Source organism: Erythrobacter sp. SN021 (assembly GCF_021864455.1).
In genome coordinates, this window is the sequence record NZ_JAKKUW010000002.1 from 119960 (window position 1) to 136781 (window position 16822).

The 16822-nt window shown below is 62.4% G+C and carries 16 protein-coding genes; 9 read left to right on the plus strand and 7 right to left on the minus strand.

Going from position 1 to position 16822, the window contains the following annotated elements:
* Positions 1–1260, minus strand: coding sequence for a beta-ketoacyl-ACP synthase II (fabF, locus tag L5849_RS05160; RefSeq protein WP_236924709.1), 1260 nt, complete (start codon positions 1258–1260; stop codon positions 1–3).
* 94 nt (positions 1261–1354) lie between these two features.
* Positions 1355–1591 (minus strand): acyl carrier protein, encoded by a 237-nt coding sequence (locus L5849_RS05165; protein WP_006834437.1) that lies wholly within the window; start codon positions 1589–1591, stop codon positions 1355–1357.
* Between the two features lie 97 nt (positions 1592–1688).
* On the opposite strand from L5849_RS05165, the gene L5849_RS05170 reads away from it, so the two are divergent.
* Positions 1689–2177, plus strand: a complete 489-nt coding sequence (locus L5849_RS05170; protein ID WP_236924710.1) for a PA2169 family four-helix-bundle protein — start codon at positions 1689–1691, stop codon at positions 2175–2177.
* Positions 2178–2231: 54 nt separating this feature from the next.
* On the opposite strand, the gene aspS is transcribed toward L5849_RS05170, so the two are convergent.
* Together aspS and L5849_RS05180 are read right to left on the minus strand one after the other, a co-directional pair.
* Complete coding sequence (gene aspS, locus L5849_RS05175; protein ID WP_236924711.1) at positions 2232–4097, minus strand: aspartate--tRNA ligase; 1866 nt, start codon at positions 4095–4097, stop codon at positions 2232–2234.
* Between the two features lie 120 nt (positions 4098–4217).
* Positions 4218–5075: a cupin-like domain-containing protein gene (locus tag L5849_RS05180; RefSeq protein WP_236924712.1), complete on the minus strand. Its 858-nt coding sequence runs from the start codon at positions 5073–5075 to the stop codon at positions 4218–4220.
* Between the two features lie 214 nt (positions 5076–5289).
* On the opposite strand from L5849_RS05180, the gene rnd reads away from it, so the two are divergent.
* A complete protein-coding gene (gene rnd, locus L5849_RS05185) occupies positions 5290–6492 on the plus strand; it encodes a ribonuclease D (protein ID WP_236924713.1) in 1203 nt (400 codons plus the stop codon).
* On the plus strand, positions 6489–7385 hold the full coding sequence (locus tag L5849_RS05190; RefSeq protein WP_115416451.1) for a LysR substrate-binding domain-containing protein: 897 nt from the start codon (positions 6489–6491) through the stop codon (positions 7383–7385). The genes rnd and L5849_RS05190 overlap by 4 nt, the downstream gene beginning before the upstream one ends.
* A gap of 19 nt (positions 7386–7404) precedes the next feature.
* Here the strand turns inward: L5849_RS05190 and pgsA are convergent, their stop codons facing one another.
* Positions 7405–7998, minus strand: coding sequence for a CDP-diacylglycerol--glycerol-3-phosphate 3-phosphatidyltransferase (gene pgsA / locus L5849_RS05195; protein WP_236924714.1), 594 nt, complete (start codon positions 7996–7998; stop codon positions 7405–7407).
* A gap of 114 nt (positions 7999–8112) precedes the next feature.
* On the opposite strand from pgsA, the gene L5849_RS05200 reads away from it, so the two are divergent.
* Positions 8113–9450: an MFS transporter gene (locus tag L5849_RS05200; RefSeq protein WP_115416449.1), complete on the plus strand. Its 1338-nt coding sequence runs from the start codon at positions 8113–8115 to the stop codon at positions 9448–9450.
* Between the two features lie 3 nt (positions 9451–9453).
* Here the strand turns inward: L5849_RS05200 and L5849_RS05205 are convergent, their stop codons facing one another.
* Positions 9454–9648: a hypothetical protein gene (locus tag L5849_RS05205; RefSeq protein ID WP_236924715.1), complete on the minus strand. Its 195-nt coding sequence runs from the start codon at positions 9646–9648 to the stop codon at positions 9454–9456.
* Between the two features lie 136 nt (positions 9649–9784).
* On the opposite strand from L5849_RS05205, the gene L5849_RS05210 reads away from it, so the two are divergent.
* Positions 9785–11452, plus strand: a complete 1668-nt coding sequence (locus L5849_RS05210) for a thiamine pyrophosphate-binding protein (RefSeq protein ID WP_236924716.1) — start codon at positions 9785–9787, stop codon at positions 11450–11452.
* A 75-nt stretch (positions 11453–11527) separates the two neighbouring features.
* Here the strand turns inward: L5849_RS05210 and L5849_RS05215 are convergent, their stop codons facing one another.
* The gene (locus L5849_RS05215) at positions 11528–11935 is read right to left on the minus strand and encodes an EVE domain-containing protein (protein WP_115416446.1); all 408 of its coding nucleotides are present in this window, start codon (positions 11933–11935) and stop codon (positions 11528–11530) included.
* Positions 11936–12121: 186 nt separating this feature from the next.
* Between L5849_RS05215 and L5849_RS05220 the strand changes: the two genes are divergently transcribed.
* From L5849_RS05220 to ftsY, 4 genes are read left to right on the plus strand one after another with little or no spacing between them, the layout of a single operon-like run.
* Complete coding sequence (locus L5849_RS05220; RefSeq protein WP_236924717.1) at positions 12122–13792, plus strand: bifunctional diguanylate cyclase/phosphodiesterase; 1671 nt, start codon at positions 12122–12124, stop codon at positions 13790–13792.
* Positions 13793–13840: 48 nt separating this feature from the next.
* On the plus strand, positions 13841–14650 hold the full coding sequence (gene dapF / locus L5849_RS05225) for a diaminopimelate epimerase (RefSeq protein ID WP_236924718.1): 810 nt from the start codon (positions 13841–13843) through the stop codon (positions 14648–14650).
* Positions 14647–15822: a MiaB/RimO family radical SAM methylthiotransferase gene (locus L5849_RS05230; RefSeq protein ID WP_236924719.1), complete on the plus strand. Its 1176-nt coding sequence runs from the start codon at positions 14647–14649 to the stop codon at positions 15820–15822. Before dapF ends, L5849_RS05230 begins: the two co-directional genes overlap by 4 nt.
* Complete coding sequence (ftsY, locus tag L5849_RS05235) at positions 15819–16745, plus strand: signal recognition particle-docking protein FtsY (protein WP_115416442.1); 927 nt, start codon at positions 15819–15821, stop codon at positions 16743–16745. Before L5849_RS05230 ends, ftsY begins: the two co-directional genes overlap by 4 nt.
* Positions 16746–16822: the final 77 nt, after the last annotated feature.

The following is a 16822-nucleotide window of genomic DNA, read 5'->3' on the forward strand; positions in this document are numbered from 1 at the left end:
TCAATCGACCTTCTTGACGATCAGCGACGCATTGGTGCCGCCGAAACCGAAGCTGTTGTTGAGGGCTGCTTTTACCTCGCGCTTTTTGGCCTGAAGCGGTACGAGATCGACGCCCTCGGTGCCCTCATCGGGGTTGTGAAGGTTGAGCGTGGGCGGAACCACCTGATCGCGGATCGCGAGGATGCAGAAGATCGCCTCTACCGCGCCCGCTCCGCCGAGCAGGTGGCCGATGGCCGACTTGGTGGAACTCATCGAAGCGCCGCTGAGATCGTCGCCCAAAACGCGCTTGACCGCACCCAGCTCGATCGTGTCGGCCATGGTCGAGGTGCCGTGCGCGTTGACATAGTCGATATCGGTCGCGTCGAGCCCCGCCTTCTTCAACGCCATGCGCATGGCGAGTTCCGCACCCTTGCCTTCGGGATGCGGCGCGGTGACGTGATATGCGTCGCCCGACAGGCCATAGCCGACCACTTCGGCATAGATCGTCGCGCCGCGCGCCTTGGCGTGTTCGTATTCCTCCAGCACCACGACACCGGCGCCCTCGCCCATGACGAAGCCGTCGCGATCCTTGTCATAGGGGCGGCTTGCTTCGGTGGGGCGGTCGTTCATGCTCATATTGAGCGCACGCGCCTGTGCGAAACCGGCAACACCCAGCGGATTGATCGTGCTTTCCGCACCGCCAGCGAGCATCACATCCGCATCATCGAGCGCGATCATGCGTGCCGCATCGCCTATCGAATGCGCACCGGTCGAACACGCCGTTACCACGGCATGGTTCGGCCCCATCAGCCCGTATTTGATCGAAACCTGGCCACTGATGAGGTTGATCAAGCGCCCATGGACGAAGTGCGGAGAAACTCGGCCCGGGCCACGCTCGTGCAGGACGATCGATTCACTCTCGATCCCGGGTAGGCCGCCGATGCCCGAACCGATCGATACGCCGGTCCGCAGCTTGAGATCGTCGTCCATCTCGGCAAGCCCGGCATCTTCGAGCGCCTGGCCGGCGGCATCGATACCGTAGACAATAAACGGATCGACCTGGCGCTGGACCTTGTGATCGACGCGCTTATCCGGATCGAACCCGTCCTCATGGTCTTTCGGCTTCACCTCGCAGGCGATGGTGCATTTCTGCCCGGTGGTATCGAAACGGGTAATAGGCCCCGCCCCGCTCTTGCCCGCGATCAGGTTCTTCCATGAGGTCTCTACGTCACCGCCCAGGGGAGTGACGAGGCCAAGTCCGGTTACGACCACACGACGCATGTAATTCTCCGCAGATAAGACAACAGGCCCGGCCCGTTATCGGGTCGGGCCTGTCCGTTCCCGCAACAAGCGCGGGTTCTGAAAAGCGCTGGGTTTAACCCTTGTGCTCTTCGATATACTTGGTCGCGTCGCCGACGGTGGTGATTTTCTCGGCCGCATCGTCGGGGATTTCGACGCCGAATTCTTCTTCGAACGCCATCACCAGCTCGACGATGTCGAGGCTGTCTGCGCCCAGATCGTCGATAAAGCTGGCTTCCTGGGTGACCTTGTCGGCCTCGACGCCGAGGTGCTCGACGACAATCTTCTGCACGCGGTCGGCAGTATCGCTCATTTTTGTCCCTCTCAGATTTGGGGGTTATTGAATTGCCTGTCGCCCTAATGAACGGCGCGGCGCAGCGCAAGGGCAACTCGTCCGATAGCTCGAACCCATGGTCTCTCCCGGCCGTTTATTCGATATGCACGACACTGCAAAGGGAAGCGAAATCATGGCAAGTACCGTATTCAAAAGTCTCACCGATACCACCTTCGACTCGGTCGAAGGTTATCGCCAAGCTGCCGAAAAAGCCGATAGCCCGCAGCTCAAGCAGGCCCTCAACCAGCGCCTGCAACAACGTGAACAGACGCTTGCGCAGATGAACGCCGAGCTCGAGCGGCAGGGCGACGAACTTACTACCAAGGGCACCCTGACTGGCGAAGCGCACCAACTGTGGCAATCGATCACCTCGGCATTCGAAAGCAATGACGAAGCCGCCGCCGAACGGGTCGAAGAAGGCGAGGATTACATCAAGGGTAAGTTTGAAAAAGCGTTGGAAAGCGGCCAGCTCGAAGCGCAGGAACGGACCATCGTACAACAGTGCTACAGCGAGATTTGCGAAGGCGAGCGTTTCGGCGACATGATCGAGAAACAGTACGACTGATCAAGGCTCGACTTAAAGAAAAAAGGCGCGGATTCCTCCGCGCCTTTTTGCTCGTCAGCCGTTCTCGTCGCGCCCTAGCTCGTCACGACTGGCGGCATTTCCATTTACGTCGGTGGCTTCGGCGGCATTACCGGATGATACCGCTTCGCGCGCCTGCTGGGATAGCTGAATGTTCAATTCGCGCAATTGTCGGGGCGAAACGATGCTGGGCGCGCCCATCATCAGGTCTTGCGCGCGCTGATTCATCGGGAAAGCTATGACTTCGCGGATGTTCGGCTCGTCGGCCAGCAGCATTACGATACGGTCGATACCCGGTGCCGAGCCGCCATGCGGCGGCGCGCCGAGCTTGAACGCCTCGATCATACCGCTGAAGTTCTCATCGACATCGGCTTGGCTGTAGCCCGCGATCTCGAACGCCTTGTACATGATGTCCGGGCGGTGGTTACGGATCGCGCCCGAGGAAAGCTCGTAGCCGTTGCAAACGATATCGTACTGCCAGGCGAGGATATCGAGCGGATCCTTGGTTTCCAGCGCGTCCATCTCCCCTTGGGGCATCGAGAACGGGTTATGGCTGAAGTCGATCTTCTTCAGCTCTTCGTCATACTCGAACATCGGGAAGTCGACGATCCAGCAGAACTTGAAGCAGCCTTCCTCGATCAGTTCGAGCACTTCGGCGACGCGGGTACGCGCGGCGCCGGCCAGCTTGGCGGCGTCCTTCTCCTTGCCCGCGGCAAAGAACAACCCGTCATTCTCGCCAAGGCCCAGCTCGGCATAGAGCTTTTCCATGCCTTCGGTGCCGTGGTTCTTGGCGATCGGGCCGCCGAACTCGCCGCCCTTGCGGGTGACGTAGCCGAGGCCTGCGAAGCCTTCCTTGCGCGCCCAGTCGTTCATCTCGTCGAAGAACTTGCGGCTCTTCTCATGCGTGTCCGGAGCAGGGATCACGCGGACGCGGCCGCCGCCACCGACGATCTTTTCGAACAGGCCGAAGCCCGACTTTTCGAAATGACTGGTGACATCGGAGATGATGAGCGGGTTGCGCAGATCGGGCTTGTCGGTGCCGTATTTCAGCATCGCTTCGGCATAGGGGATGCGGGGAAATTCACCCGCCGGTGTCACGCTCTTGCCGCCGGAAAACTCCTCGAACACCCCTGCGAGCACCGGTTCGATCGCTTGGAAAACGTCTTCCTGCGTGACGAAACTCATTTCGAAGTCGAGCTGGTAGAATTCGGGGCTGCGATCGGCGCGCAGGTCTTCGTCGCGGAAGCAGGGCGCGATCTGGAAATAACGATCGAACCCGGCGACCATCAGGAGCTGCTTGAACATCTGCGGCGCCTGGGGGAGCGCATAGAAGCGGCCTGGGTGAAGGCGGCTGGGCACAAGATAGTCGCGCGCGCCTTCGGGGCTGGAAGCGCCCAGAATCGGGGTCTGGAATTCACTGAAGCCCTGGTCGGTCATGCGGCGGCGCAGGCTGGTGATGACCTGGTTGCGCAGCATGATGTTGTTGTGCACCCGCTCGCGGCGCAGATCGACGAACCGGTATTTGAGGCGCGTCTCCTCGGGATAGTCTTCCGCCGAATTGACGATCAGCGGCAAATCGTCCGCGCGGCTCTGTACGCTCACCTCGCGCGCGAACACCTCGATTGCGCCGGTTGGCAGGTTCGGGTTCACCGCAACGTCGGCGCGCGCCTTGACGGTTCCGTCGATGGTGACGACCGATTCCAGCTTGATCTTGTCGAGGATCGGGAGCGCCGGGCTGTCTTCGTCGGCCACGATCTGGGTGATGCCGTAATGATCGCGCAAATCGACGAACAGCACGCCGCCATGGTCGCGCTTGTTGTGCACCCAGCCGGACAGGCGGACGGTTTCGCCGACATTGTCCTTGGTCAGCGCGGCACAGGTATGGGTACGGTAGGCGTGCATGAAAAGCTCGATCTTTCTGCCGGAAATTGATTGGGGCCGCGCGCGCATCCGGGCGCCGCGCGAAAACGCGCCCCTAACAGCCATCGGGGGCCGATTTGTCAAGATTCGTCTGGCCTGGAACTAGGCGATACGGGCGCGGCGCAAGGCCCGCAACGTCCCGGCCCTGACCCAAGGCCGTGCGCCAGGTGTCGGCACCCGCACCCCGCAACGAGCCAGAAGCCCATTCATCGCCCAAGCGTCATCCTGCAGCAGGCTGTCGCGTGAGCGCCAGGTCACCGAGAGCGAGATCGATGGGGCATCGCCAACCGTCACCGTATGCGCCGCCTTGAACGGGACATGCAGGGCATCGCCCGGCCCCATATCGAAATGAAGCGCGCTTTCGGCCAGCTGCGGCGTCCACGGCAGGAGATTGTCGCCCGTGCGATGAAACCGCTCATTATCGGCCTTGCCGGGCAGCCCGCATTCCGCCGGGATCACGCTGAAGCGCTTGCGCCCCGCGATCTGGAACAGAATGTTGTATTCGGGATCGAAATGCAGCGGAGTGAGCAGGCCGGGCGAGCTGACGAAAAGAAACGCAACAGGCTTGAGCAGATCGCCCGTCACGGGGCCTGCGACAGGGGCAATGCCCGCCAGCACTTCCTCGACCAGACCCTTGAACTCGGGCCAGCGCCCCAGATCGCGCAGCATGATCCAGCGCTTCGCTTCGCCGAGCGAGGAGACCAGGGGGCTGAGTTTCGCTGGCAATTCGGCGAGCGGCCTGAAACGCCCAGCCGGACCGTCTTCGCGAATCTCGATCAGCGATCGGTCGCCCTCGTCGATGACAGTGCCGAGATTCTCCCATGCGAAGCAGCGCTCCGTCGCGAGCGTATGACCAAGCAGTTGCGCAGCGTGAGGATAGGCGAGCCGGAAGCGCGCATGATCGAACGGCCGGCCTGCCGCCTGCGCGTGGAAATGCTCGAGTGAATCGATCCGTCCCATGCGCCGCAGCGATAGCTCGCAAGCGTTAAGACTCGCTTGACCGCGCATATGGCAGGTCTAAAGCGGCGCGCGTCGCGGCGGTGCATAGCGCCGCCCGCGCGATTGCAGGCCGGGCGCAAATCCCGCTACCTTGCGCATGCGGGATGACCCCGCGCCACCGTATGGGCTTTGCCCCGGGGGCGGCACTCCGCCCGACAGAACACGAAAAGACACGATGAAAATACACGATCTGATTACCGAGACCGAACCGCTCGCCGAATTGTGCGAGCGTCTGGCGAAAAGCGATTTCGTCTGCGTCGATACGGAATTCATGCGCGAAAACACCTATTGGCCCGAACTGTGCCTGGTGCAGATCGGCAATACGGAAGAAGCGGCGGCGATCGATCCACTGGCCGACGGAATCGACCTTGCCCCGCTGTGGGATCTGATGTGCGACAATGACGACGTGCTCAAAGTCTTCCATGCTGGCGGGCAGGATGTCGAGATCGTCTACAATTTCACGCAGCGGACACCGCAGCCGATCTTCGACACGCAGATCGCGATGATGGCGATCAGCCAGTCGGAACAGATCGGCTATGCCAATCTCGTCGAAAGCTGGCTTGGCCTGACAATCGACAAGGGCGCGCGCTTCACCGACTGGAGCCGCCGTCCGCTGACCGACCGCCAGATCGAATATGCGATCGGCGACGTGACCCATCTGGCGCAGATCTTCCCGCGCATCCTCAAGAAGCTGATCAAGACCGGTCGCGGGGCCTGGCTCGACGCCGAGATGGAAAAGCTCGCCGATCCTGAAAATTACGCCAACGACGCGGGCAAGGCTTGGCAGCGCATCCGTTCGCCGGGGCGCAACCCTGCCGTGCTCGGGCGTCTCAAGGCGCTGGCCGCCTGGCGCGAGAGCGAAGCGCAGCACAAGAACATCCCGCGCGGGCGCATCATGCGCGACGAAACGCTGGCCGATATCGCCAGCCACCCCCCCAAGAAGCAGGCCGATCTGACCAAGGTTCGCGGCTTGTCGAATGCGTGGAAAGACAACGACATCGGCAAGCGTCTTATGAAAGTGCTCGAAAAGGCGGAGCCGCTGCCGAAAGACGAGATGCCCGATAAGCCGAAACGCGGTGCGCCGTTGGGCAAGGAAGGCGCGCTGGTCGCCGATCTGCTCAAGCTGCTGCTCAAGATCCGCGCGCGCGAAATCGATGTCGCTGCCCGTCTGCTGACCAAAGCCGACGAAATGGAAGCGCTTGCCGCCGGCGTGCGCGACCTCAAGATCCTCGAAGGCTGGCGCTACGACGTCTTCGGCAAGGATGCGCTCGAATTGGTCGAAGGCAGGCTCGCTTTCGCGGTCAAGGACGGACGGTTGCTGATGACCCATGTCGACGAAGTTCATGCGGGCATGGTCGAAGCGCAGGCAGCGGAGTGAGCACCTACCTTCCGACCCTCAAGCAGCTCCAATATCTCGTCGCGCTGCATGAGCACGGCCATTTCGGCCGCGCGGCGGAGGCCAGCTTCGTGTCGCAATCGACGCTGTCGGCGGGCATTCGCGAGCTAGAGTCGCTGCTCGGCGTGACTCTGGTCGAGCGCAGCCGCCGCGTTGTGCGCTTCACGGCGCTGGGCAATCAGGTGGTCGACAAGGCGCACCGCATCTTGCGGGAGGCCGAGGAACTGGCCGACCTGGTCCAGGCCGCGGGCAAGCCACTCGCCGGGCAGCTACGCATGAGCGTCATCCCGACAATCGCGCCCTTCCTGCTGCCGCGCTTTCTGCCGCGCCTGCGCAAGGAACGGCCCGACCTTGAGCTGTTCCTGCGCGAGGAAACCAGCCAGGACGCGGTCGAATCGCTCCAGCACGGGCGCGTCGATTGCGTTCTGCTCGCCCTTCCCTTCGCCACCGGCGAGGTCGAGAAGGCGCATATCTCGGATGACGAACTCTATGTCGCCTTCCCGAAGGACGATCCGCGCGATCCGCCCGACATCATTCCGCCGAGCATGATCGACGAAGGGCGCCTCCTGCTGCTCGAAGACGGCCATTGTCTCAAGGATCACGCGCTGGCCGCCTGCAACCGCCCCGAATTGCGCGCTTCTGCGACGATGATCGGCACCAGCCTCCATACGCTGGTACAAATGGTCGACAACGATCTCGGCCTGACCATGCTGCCCAAAATGGCGGTGGATGCGGGCATTCTCAACGGCACGGAAGTCGTCGCTCGCCCGCTCAAGAGCAAGAACGCCACGCGCGAAATCGCCCTGATCTGGCGCAAGAATTCGCCCCGCCGCGACGATTTCGAACTGTTGGCCGAAGAACTGCGCGCGGGTTAGGCTCCCGCCGCGAGGGCCTTCAATCCATGTGTTTGAGGCCGACGCGCAGATAATCCCAGCCGGTAATTACCGTCAGCACGGCAGCCGCCCATAGCGTCGTGAGCCCTACAGTATGCGGGACATTCGCTTCCACTTCGCCCAGCATCACGGCCCATCTCGGCAGGCCCTGACCAAGGATCAACGAGCCGAGCGCGACCATCTGGAAGGTCGTTTTCCACTTGGCGAGCTTGGACACGGGCATCGACACCTGCAATGGGCCGAGGAATTCGCGCAGGCCCGACACCGCAATCTCTCGCATCAGGATAATCAGCCCGGCGATGACATGCATGTCGCCGACATAGGGACCGCGCAGCACGCCCTGCGCCGCCAGGACGAGGATCACCGCGGCGACCATGATCTTGTCGGCGATCGGATCGAGAAAGATACCCAGCTTCGACACCGTCCCGCTTGTCCGCGCGAGATAGCCGTCGAAATAGTCCGTAATGCCCATCAGGCAGTAAAGCCCGAAAGCGATCAGATAGCCCGCTTCCCAGCCCGGCCACCAGAGGAAATAGGCCAGCAGCGGGATCGCGAATATGCGCGAAAGCGTAAGGATGTTGGGCAGGTTCAGCATCGTGTGGGTCTGCCTAGCGGCATTCGCCCCGTCGCAAAAGCCGCTCAATTTCCTTGTCCGCCACGGCGAGGTCACTAGAGTCGATCGGAAGAATGGGTTTCGCCCCGGGGGGTCATGCTTACATCCACGCATTTGCTGCGCCGCAGGCGGTTCCTGCCGCTGTTCGTCACGCAGTTGTTCAACGCATTCAACGACAATCTGTACAAGACCACCATGGTCCTGTTCGTTGTGTATGCGGTCTACAGCGACCCGGCCACCGAAGCGAGTTTCAGCGGCCTGGCCTCGGGCCTTTTCATTCTGCCGTTTTTCATCCTTTCGGCGCTCGCGGGACAACTCGCCGACATGCGCGACAAGGCGAAGATCATCCGCACGGTGAAACTGTGCGAGATCGGGTTGATGATGATCGGGGCGACCGGCCTCTACATGGCCTGGCAGGGCATCCTCGTCCACACGGTGGCCATCCCGCTGCTGCTGCTGGCCCTGTTTTTGACCGGGGTGCAGTCGACCTTTCTCGGCCCGATCAAATACGCGATTCTGCCGCAGCACCTGAAGAAGGACGAGGTTCTGGCAGGCACCGGGCTGGTCGAAGCGGGCACCTATATCGCAATTCTGATGGGCACGATCCTCGCCGGCCCGCTGGCAGTCGATTACACGGGGTGGGCGGCGATCGGGATCATCGTGATTTCCTGTATCGGCTATCTGGTCAGCCGCCAGGTGCCACCCGCTCCGCCCATGGGCGAGGTCGAGAAGCTCGACTGGCACATTCTGCGCGCTTCGGTGAAGCTGGTGCGCGATACGATGCACAATGCGGAAGTCTATTACGCCATCCTTGCGATCAGCTTCTTCTGGACGATTGGCGCAGTGCTGTTCATCCAGTTCCCCCCGCTGGCCAAGAACACGATCATGGCCAGCCCCGAAGTGGCGAGCTTGTTTCTCGTGGTCTTCTCGGTCGGCGTGGCGATCGGATCGGTGGCGGTCAATGCGCTGCTCAGGGGACGGGTATCGGCACGGTACTCGCCGGTTTCGGTCATCGCGATGGGCGTCTTCGTCGTGGCCTTCTACGTCGTCGCGAAGCTGTGGGAGGCCGACCAGCCGAGCCGCCTGCTGAGCGTCGGTGAATTCGTTGCCTGGCCGATGGCCAACGTCCTCTTGCTGTGTCTGCTGGGAATTTCCGTCGCAGGCGGGATGTTCGTGGTACCGCTTTACGCCTTCCTCACCACACGCGTTTCGCCCGACAAGGCCTCGCGCACCATCGCGGCCAACAATATCGTAAACTCGGGAGCAATGGTGGTCGGGTCGCTCGTGGCCATGGGCTTGAGCGCGGCAGGCGTGCCGATAACCGAACAGATCCTGCTGTGCGCAGCCATGTGTCTGGTCTCGGCATGGCTGGCGAAGCGCCTGATCGCCGCAGAGAACGAAGCCGCCGAAGCGGTTGCGACAGTCAGAGTCTGAAACCTAGACGATGAAGGCCAGCACCGCGGCCACGGTGGCGAAATAAGTCGTCGCCACGCCGCGCACATCCTCGGCGGTCAGGCGCCAGTCGATCGTCTTGTCCTGGGGTAGATCCGCGAAACCACGGCGGCGCTGCGGCAGGCTGGCCCGGAACCAGTGCCGGTTGCCGTCGCTCGTCAGGACCAATGCGCGTCTCATGATGCCGGGTTAACGAAATTTTAACCATTCGGTATCCTCTCGAGTCCGGCCTGTCCCCAATTGGCACGCTTTGGCAAAAATTAACCATGTTTGCAGCGATTGCACCGCTCCGATTGGCGAGCTAATCGCCGCTGTCATGACAGCGCCCGACACACCGCAAGCCGCCCAACTCCTGATCGATTGCCTGACCAAGCAGGGCTGCGATCGCATCTTCACCGTTCCGGGAGAAAGCTTCCTGCAAGTGCTCGACGGGCTCGGTCGGCAGGATGCGATCGATGTGGTCACCTGTCGGCAGGAAGGCGGCGTCGCGTTCATGGCCTGCGCAGACGGGGCAATGACCGGCCGGCCCGGTGTAGCCTTCGTCACCCGCGGGCCGGGGGCGACGAATGCCAGCATCGGTGTCCATGTAGCGATGCAGGATTCGCAGCCGATGATCCTGTTCGTCGGTGACGTCGATAGCGAAATGCGCGATCGCGAAGGGTTTCAGGAAGTCGATTTCAGCGCCTTTTTCGGCCCCATCGCCAAATGGGCGGCACGGATCGACAGCGCGGATCGCATCCCCGAATATGTCGCCCGCGCCTACGCCACAGCAATGTCCGGTCGCCCCGGTCCCGTGGTGCTCGCTCTACCCGAAGACATGCTGAGCCGCGATACGGATAGCAAGCCGCGCCCGTGCGTCGCACGTCCCGCGCAGGCCCCCTGCCCCGATGCGATGCAGGCGATGATGGCGCTGATCGCCGATGCCGCTTCACCCATCGCGATCATCGGCGGGGCGGGCTGGAACGCGAAGGCACGCGAGAACTTCCAACTCTTCGCCGAGCGCCTCGGCATCCCCGTCGCAACGGCCTTCCGGCGGCAGGATGCGATTTCGCCCTCGAGCCCGGTCTATGCTGGCAATCTCGGCTATGGCCCTAACCCCAAACTCGTCGAACGGGTAAAGAGTGCCGATCTTGTCCTCGCCATCGGCGCACGGCTCGGCGAGGCCACCACCGACGGCTACACGGTACCCCCGCTTACCGCATCGGATCGCAAGCTAGTCCATGTCCATCCCGATGCGAACGAGCCGAACAGCGTGTACCCGGCCGATCTGGCGATCTGTGCGAGTATGGACGAATTCGCGGAAAGCGCGGCTCTGTGGGACCAGGGCGATGCGATCGATTTCGACGCGGGTCGCGAGGCCCATGCCGAGTGGGAAGCCTGGGCGACCGCGCATCCGAACGATCACGCGCTCGACATGGGTCAGGCCGTTCAGTTCATGCGCGACACGCTCCCCGCCGACACGATCATCTGTAACGGCGCGGGCAATTTCTCCGGCTGGTGGCACCGCTACTGGCGTTACGAGGGCCTTCCGACACAGCTCGCGCCGACATGCGGCGCGATGGGCTATGGCGTTCCCGCAGCGGTCTCGGCCGCGCTGCGTTTCCCGCAGCGCACGGTCGTCGCCGTGGCGGGCGACGGCGATTTCCTGATGAATGGACAGGAACTGGCAACCGCCGTCCAGCATGGCGCGAACCTCATCGTCATCGTGGTCGACAATTCCGCCTACGGGACCATCCGCATGCATCAGGAACGCGAATTCCCGGGCGAGGAGCGAATTAGCGCCACCCGCCTCGCCAATCCCGACTTTGCGGCATTGGCGAACGCTTTCGGCGGCTGGTCTGCCCGCGCGGCGACCACTCAGGAGTTCAAGGATGCGCTGGTCGATGCGCAGGGGCGTGGCGGATTGCGGCTGATCCATTGCACGATCGATATCGAGCAGCTCGCCGCAAGCGGCGCGAGCGTTAGCGGATTACGCAACCGCTAGGTCAAGCGGCGGAACCTCGCCGCGGAGGGAGCTTCGCTCTTGCACGCGCCCGCCTCCTTCTTTCGGCTGGCTCTGTCAGATCCCCGCCATGGCGCAGATCACCGACCATTCGTCGGGCTTGATTTCGGCGACCGAGAGGCGCGACAGCTTGACCAGTTCGCAATCCGCGAGCTTGGGTTCGGCCTTGATTTGCTTGAGGGTTACCGGGTGCGGCAGTTTGGTCTTGGGTTTGACCTTGACCGCCGCCCACTTGCCTTCGGGATCGGTCGGATCGGTAATCCCCGCGACGCTCACTTCGCAGATGCCGACGATTTCGAGGCCTTCCCGCGAATGGTAGAAGAATGCCTGATCGCCCACTTCCATCGCGGCGAGGTTGTTCTTGGCGCGATGATTGCGCACTCCGTCCCAAGTCCCCTCCTCTTCGGCGACGAGATCGTCCCAGCTATATTTGAAGGGTTCGGATTTCATCAGCCAATAGCGCATCGGGAAAGCTGCTCCTTCAATTTCGGTTCCGTAACGGCGCGGGTAACGCGCCCTGCACACGATGGCCAGACCGTGTAACCGGCCCCCCGCGAAAAACACCCGATTAACGGGTTTTTAGGCGATAAGCCCTATCGGTCTCTGCGTGACACGGTCCCACGGGACGGTTTGGTCGGGAGGAGCGCAAATATGGCCAGTAATGGACCCGCCGGAACGGGCAAAGCCAGCGCTCGTCAAGATCACGACCTCGTCACGCTGGGAATCGCGTTCGCGGCCATAATCCTCTTTGTGGGCACGGCGGGAATAGTCGTGCCAAACCTCGTCAAAGCATGGAACGGTCAGGCCGCTTCGCCCGATGTGGCACTAAGCAATGCTCTTCTGCTGAATATCGCGCTGATTTTGCTGGGCTGGAATCGTTACAAGGCGCTGACCGAAGAACTGCGAACCCGGCGCGTATCCGAAGAGGAAGCGCGGCGCCTTGCCGAGATCGATCATTTGACGGGCTGCCACAACCGGCGGAGCTTCACTGGGGTATTGGCCGATCTTCTCGTCGGTCTGGAACGCCGCGAACGGGCGCTCGCCGCGATCGCTATCGATCTCGACAACTTCAAGCAGGTCAATGACCTTCATGGCCACCAGGCGGGCGACGAAGTGCTGCGGAACACGGCTGCGCGGATCCAACGGATACTCCCGGAGGGCGGTGTGCTGGCACGATTGGGCGGCGACGAATTCGTGTGCGTTGTCCCTTATCATCCGCAAGTACCCAACCGCATCGACCAGCTCGCCACGCGGATGATCCAGCATGTCGCGCGCCCGGTCGCAAGCGGAGAAGCGACGATCGACGTAACGATGTCGCTTGGACTGGCGTCCAGTATGCAACTCGATAACGTGCGCGAAGGCACTTCATCGGCGCAGGACCTGATGCACAAGGCCGACATCGCCATGTATCATGCCAAGAAGCAGGGCAAGAACCGCTTCTACTGGTTCGAACCGTCGATGGAAAACGAGCTACGCTTCCGCAATGAACTCGAGGCGGGCATTCGCCGGGGAATCGCGAATGGCGAATTCCGCCCCTATTACGAACAACAGATCGATCTGGAGACCGGCGAACTGGTCGGGTTCGAGATGCTGGCGCGTTGGGAATCGCCCGAAATGGGCGTGGTCGGCCCCGACATCTTCATCCCGATCGCCGAAGAGATCGGCGTCATCGGCGACATGAGCGAAGCGCTCATCGCGCGGGCTTTCGAAGATGCCCTGTCGTGGGATCCCAAGCTGACCCTCTCGGTCAACATCTCTCCCGTGCAGATGCGCGATCCGTGGTTCGCACAGAAGCTGCTCAAGCTGCTTGTCGGCCACAATTTCCCGCCCCACCGGCTGGATATCGAGATTACCGAAAGCTGTCTGCACGAGAATGTCGGCATGGTCCGTTCGATGATCAGCAGCCTGCGCAATCAGGGTGTAGGCGTGAGCCTGGACGATTTCGGCACCGGCTATTCGAGTCTGGCGCAATTGCGCAGCCTGCCATTCGACCGTCTCAAGATCGACCGCGCGTTCATTTCCGAACTCAAGGACCAAGAGCACGGCGCCAAGCTAATCGACGCCATTTTGACCATGAGCGACGGGCTCAAACTGCCCGTTACCGCCGAGGGTATCGAGGACGAAGTGGTTCTCGAGGCGCTCAAGCGCATGGGCAAGATGAAGGGCCAAGGCTATCACTATGGACGGCCCGAGCCGTCCGAACAGGTCATCGAAAGGCTGCGGGCCAAGAACCTTCTGGCCAAGGACGGACACGACAACGTCACGAAGGTCGATTTCACGTCTCGCGAAGCGCGAAGCGGGGGCGGCAAGCTCACGGGCTGACGCATACACTGGACGCTGTGGCGCCAAGTGCATAGATGCAGCGGCGCAATGCGCGTCGATTTCACAAAAATGCACGGACTGGGCAACGACTTCGTCGTGCTCGATGCCCGGGTGCACCCCATTCCCGCTATCGATACAGCGCTAGCGCGCGCCCTCGCCGACCGGCGCACCGGAATCGGCTGCGACCAACTGATCCTGCTCGAGCCCAGCGATGCTGCCGATTTCCGGATGCGAATATTCAACCATGATGGCGGCGAAGTGGAGGCATGCGGCAATGCCAGCCGTGCCGCCGCACTGCTCCACGGATCTGCTGCGAGCGTGGAAACGTCCGGCGGGACGATCCATGTCGAACCGACAAATGGGGGCGCAAGCGTGGATATGGGCAAACCGCGCTTCGACTGGGAAGCGATCCCCCTTGCCTATGGCATGGACACAGCGGTCATGCCGGTCGGCTGGGAAGGCTTGGACCGGCCCGGCGCGGTCAATGTCGGCAATCCGCATGTAGTCTTCTTTGTCGAAAACACCGATGCGGTTCCGCTCGACGTGATCGGACCGCAGATCGAAACCGATCCGCTGTTCCCGCAGCGCATCAACGTCAATGTCGCCACTATCGAGAACCGCCGGCATATCCGCCTGCGGGTATGGGAACGCGGTGCCGGTCTCACACGCGCCTGCGGAACCGGCGCCTGCGCAACCGCAGTACACGCCATGCGCCGCGGCCTGGTCGAGCGCGAGGTGACAGTGACCCTGCCCGGCGGCGATCTGATCATTGGATGGGACGATAGCGAGCGCATCCGCATGACCGGGCCGGCCAGCGAAAGTTATCGCGGCAGTTTCGAATGGGACGATTTCGCGTGAGCGAGGCGCAGGTCATTTCGCTCGGTTGTCGGTTGAATATCTCCGAAAGCGAGCAGATCCGCGCAATGGTTTCGGCGGAACGCGATCTCGTGGTCGTCAATAGCTGTGCGGTAACCAGTGAAGCCGTGCGCCAGACTCGCCAGGCGATCCGGCGCGCCCGGCGCGCGAATCCCGATGCGCGGTTGCTTGTCACGGGCTGCGCCGCCGAAATCGAACGCGGCCAAATCGCCGCCATGCCGGAAGTCGACGGCCTCGTCGCCAACACGGCCAAGCTCGATCCGCGCGCCTGGAACGTCCCTTCCGAAGCGCCCCCTGCCCCGCAGGACCGCACCCGCGCCTTCATCGCGGTGCAGAATGGCTGCGATCACGCCTGTACGTTCTGCGTCATCCCTCAGGGGCGCGGGCCGAGCCGCTCGCTATCCATCGCGCAGGTGCTTGCCGAGGTGGAACGCCATCTCGACTTTGGCGCGCGCGAAGTGGTGCTGACCGGCGTCGATGTGACATCATGGGGGCACGATCTACCCGGCACACCTGCGCTGGGGAAGCTGGCTCTCGCAGTGCTCGACACCTTCCCGCAACTTGGGCGGTTGCGGATGTCGTCGCTCGACGGGATCGAAATCGATCCGCTGTTGTTCGAACTGTTCGCGCACGAACAGCGCCTTATGCCGCACCTCCACCTTTCGCTGCAGCACGGGCACGACATGATCCTGAAACGGATGAAACGCCGACACCTTCGCGGCGATGCGGTGGATTTGATTACCCGTCTGAGGGAACTTCGTCCCGATCTGGCGGTGGGTGCGGATCTGATCGCGGGCTTCCCAACCGAAACCGGCGCGCATCACGCGGCAAACCTCTCGATCATCGACGAGTTGAAAATCGTGCACGGACACATCTTCCCCTATTCGCCCCGCCCAGGCACGCCCGCCGCGCGCATGCCGCAGGTCGAGCGTGGCGAGATCAGGCGCCGGGCCGCCGAACTGCGCGCGGCGGTGAGTGCAAGGCGCGATGAGTGGCTGGCGTCGCTCGTCGATAAGCCGAACGCGGTCCTCGCCGAACGCGACGGGACCGGCTACACGCCGCATTTCGCTCGTGTTTCCGTGCCCGAGGGCACTCCCGCCGGTGACCTGGTCACTGTGACGCCGACCACATTCGAGAATGGCCTTCTGCAATGAGTGACAAGCAAAGCTGGACCGACCGGCTGTTCGGAGGGTTTCGCAAGACCTCCGAAAAGCTGACGAGCAATCTCACCGAGGTCGTAGGCACGGCCAAGCTCGACGATGCGACACTGGACGATGTCGAGGACGCGCTGATCCTGTCGGACCTCGGCCCTTCGGCTGCCGCGCGTATCCGCGAGAGGCTGCGCGATAAGCGCTTCGGTCTGGAAATCAGCGAGACGGAACTCAAGGAAGCCGTTGCCGAGGAAATCGCCGCGATATTGCGCCCTGTCGCCAAGCCGCTCGAAATCACCGCTTTCCCGCGCCCGCAAGTGTTGCTGGTGATCGGCGTCAATGGCAGCGGCAAGACCACCACGATCGCCAAGCTCGCCCACCTGTTCCAGGAAGACGACTATGCGGTGATGCTGGCGGCGGGGGACACTTTCCGCGCCGCCGCCATCGGCCAGCTACAGACTTGGGCCGACCGTGTCGGTGTGCCGATCGTGCGCGGGCCGGAAGGCGGCGATCCGGCCAGTATCGTTTTCGATGCGGTCAAGCAGGCGACCGAGATCGGTACCGACGTACTCATCGTCGATACCGCAGGGCGCCTCCAGAACAAGCGCGAGTTGATGGACGAACTGGCCAAGATCAGGAAGGTCCTCGGCCGTCTCAATCCCGAAGCGCCGCATGACGTTGTGCTGGTGCTCGATGCCACCAATGGCCAGAACGCCTTGAACCAGATCGATGTGTTCAAGGAGGTCGCAGGCGTCAGCGGCATCGTCATGACCAAGCTCGACGGTACGGCGCGCGGCGGCGTATTGGTGCAGGCGGCCGAGCAATACGGCCTGCCAATCCATGCCATCGGCGTGGGAGAAAAGATCGACGATCTGCGCCCCTTCGATCCGGACCTCGTCGCCCGTGTGATCGCGGGAGTGGCATGATGGGTCCTTTCAGCGTCATTGCGAGCGGCGCGGCCGCGCGGCAATCCATCACCCGGGAACGTGCGGCCTCCGATGCA

Coding starts and splice junctions, on each gene's coding strand:
- fabF (WP_236924709.1), bottom strand. CDS start 1,260: ATGCGTCGTGTGGTCGTAACCGGACTTGGCCTCGTCACTCCCCTGGGC.
- L5849_RS05165 (WP_006834437.1), bottom strand. CDS start 1,591: ATGAGCGATACTGCCGACCGCGTGCAGAAGATTGTCGTCGAGCACCTC.
- L5849_RS05170 (WP_236924710.1), top strand. CDS start 1,689: ATGGTCTCTCCCGGCCGTTTATTCGATATGCACGACACTGCAAAGGGA.
- aspS (WP_236924711.1), bottom strand. CDS start 4,097: ATGCACGCCTACCGTACCCATACCTGTGCCGCGCTGACCAAGGACAAT.
- L5849_RS05180 (WP_236924712.1), bottom strand. CDS start 5,075: ATGGGACGGATCGATTCACTCGAGCATTTCCACGCGCAGGCGGCAGGC.
- rnd (WP_236924713.1), top strand. CDS start 5,290: ATGAAAATACACGATCTGATTACCGAGACCGAACCGCTCGCCGAATTG.
- pgsA (WP_236924714.1), bottom strand. CDS start 7,998: ATGCTGAACCTGCCCAACATCCTTACGCTTTCGCGCATATTCGCGATC.
- L5849_RS05200 (WP_115416449.1), top strand. CDS start 8,113: ATGCTTACATCCACGCATTTGCTGCGCCGCAGGCGGTTCCTGCCGCTG.
- L5849_RS05205 (WP_236924715.1), bottom strand. CDS start 9,648: ATGAGACGCGCATTGGTCCTGACGAGCGACGGCAACCGGCACTGGTTC.
- L5849_RS05210 (WP_236924716.1), top strand. CDS start 9,785: ATGACAGCGCCCGACACACCGCAAGCCGCCCAACTCCTGATCGATTGC.
- L5849_RS05215 (WP_115416446.1), bottom strand. CDS start 11,935: ATGCGCTATTGGCTGATGAAATCCGAACCCTTCAAATATAGCTGGGAC.
- L5849_RS05220 (WP_236924717.1), top strand. CDS start 12,122: ATGGCCAGTAATGGACCCGCCGGAACGGGCAAAGCCAGCGCTCGTCAA.
- dapF (WP_236924718.1), top strand. CDS start 13,841: ATGCGCGTCGATTTCACAAAAATGCACGGACTGGGCAACGACTTCGTC.
- ftsY (WP_115416442.1), top strand. CDS start 15,819: ATGAGTGACAAGCAAAGCTGGACCGACCGGCTGTTCGGAGGGTTTCGC.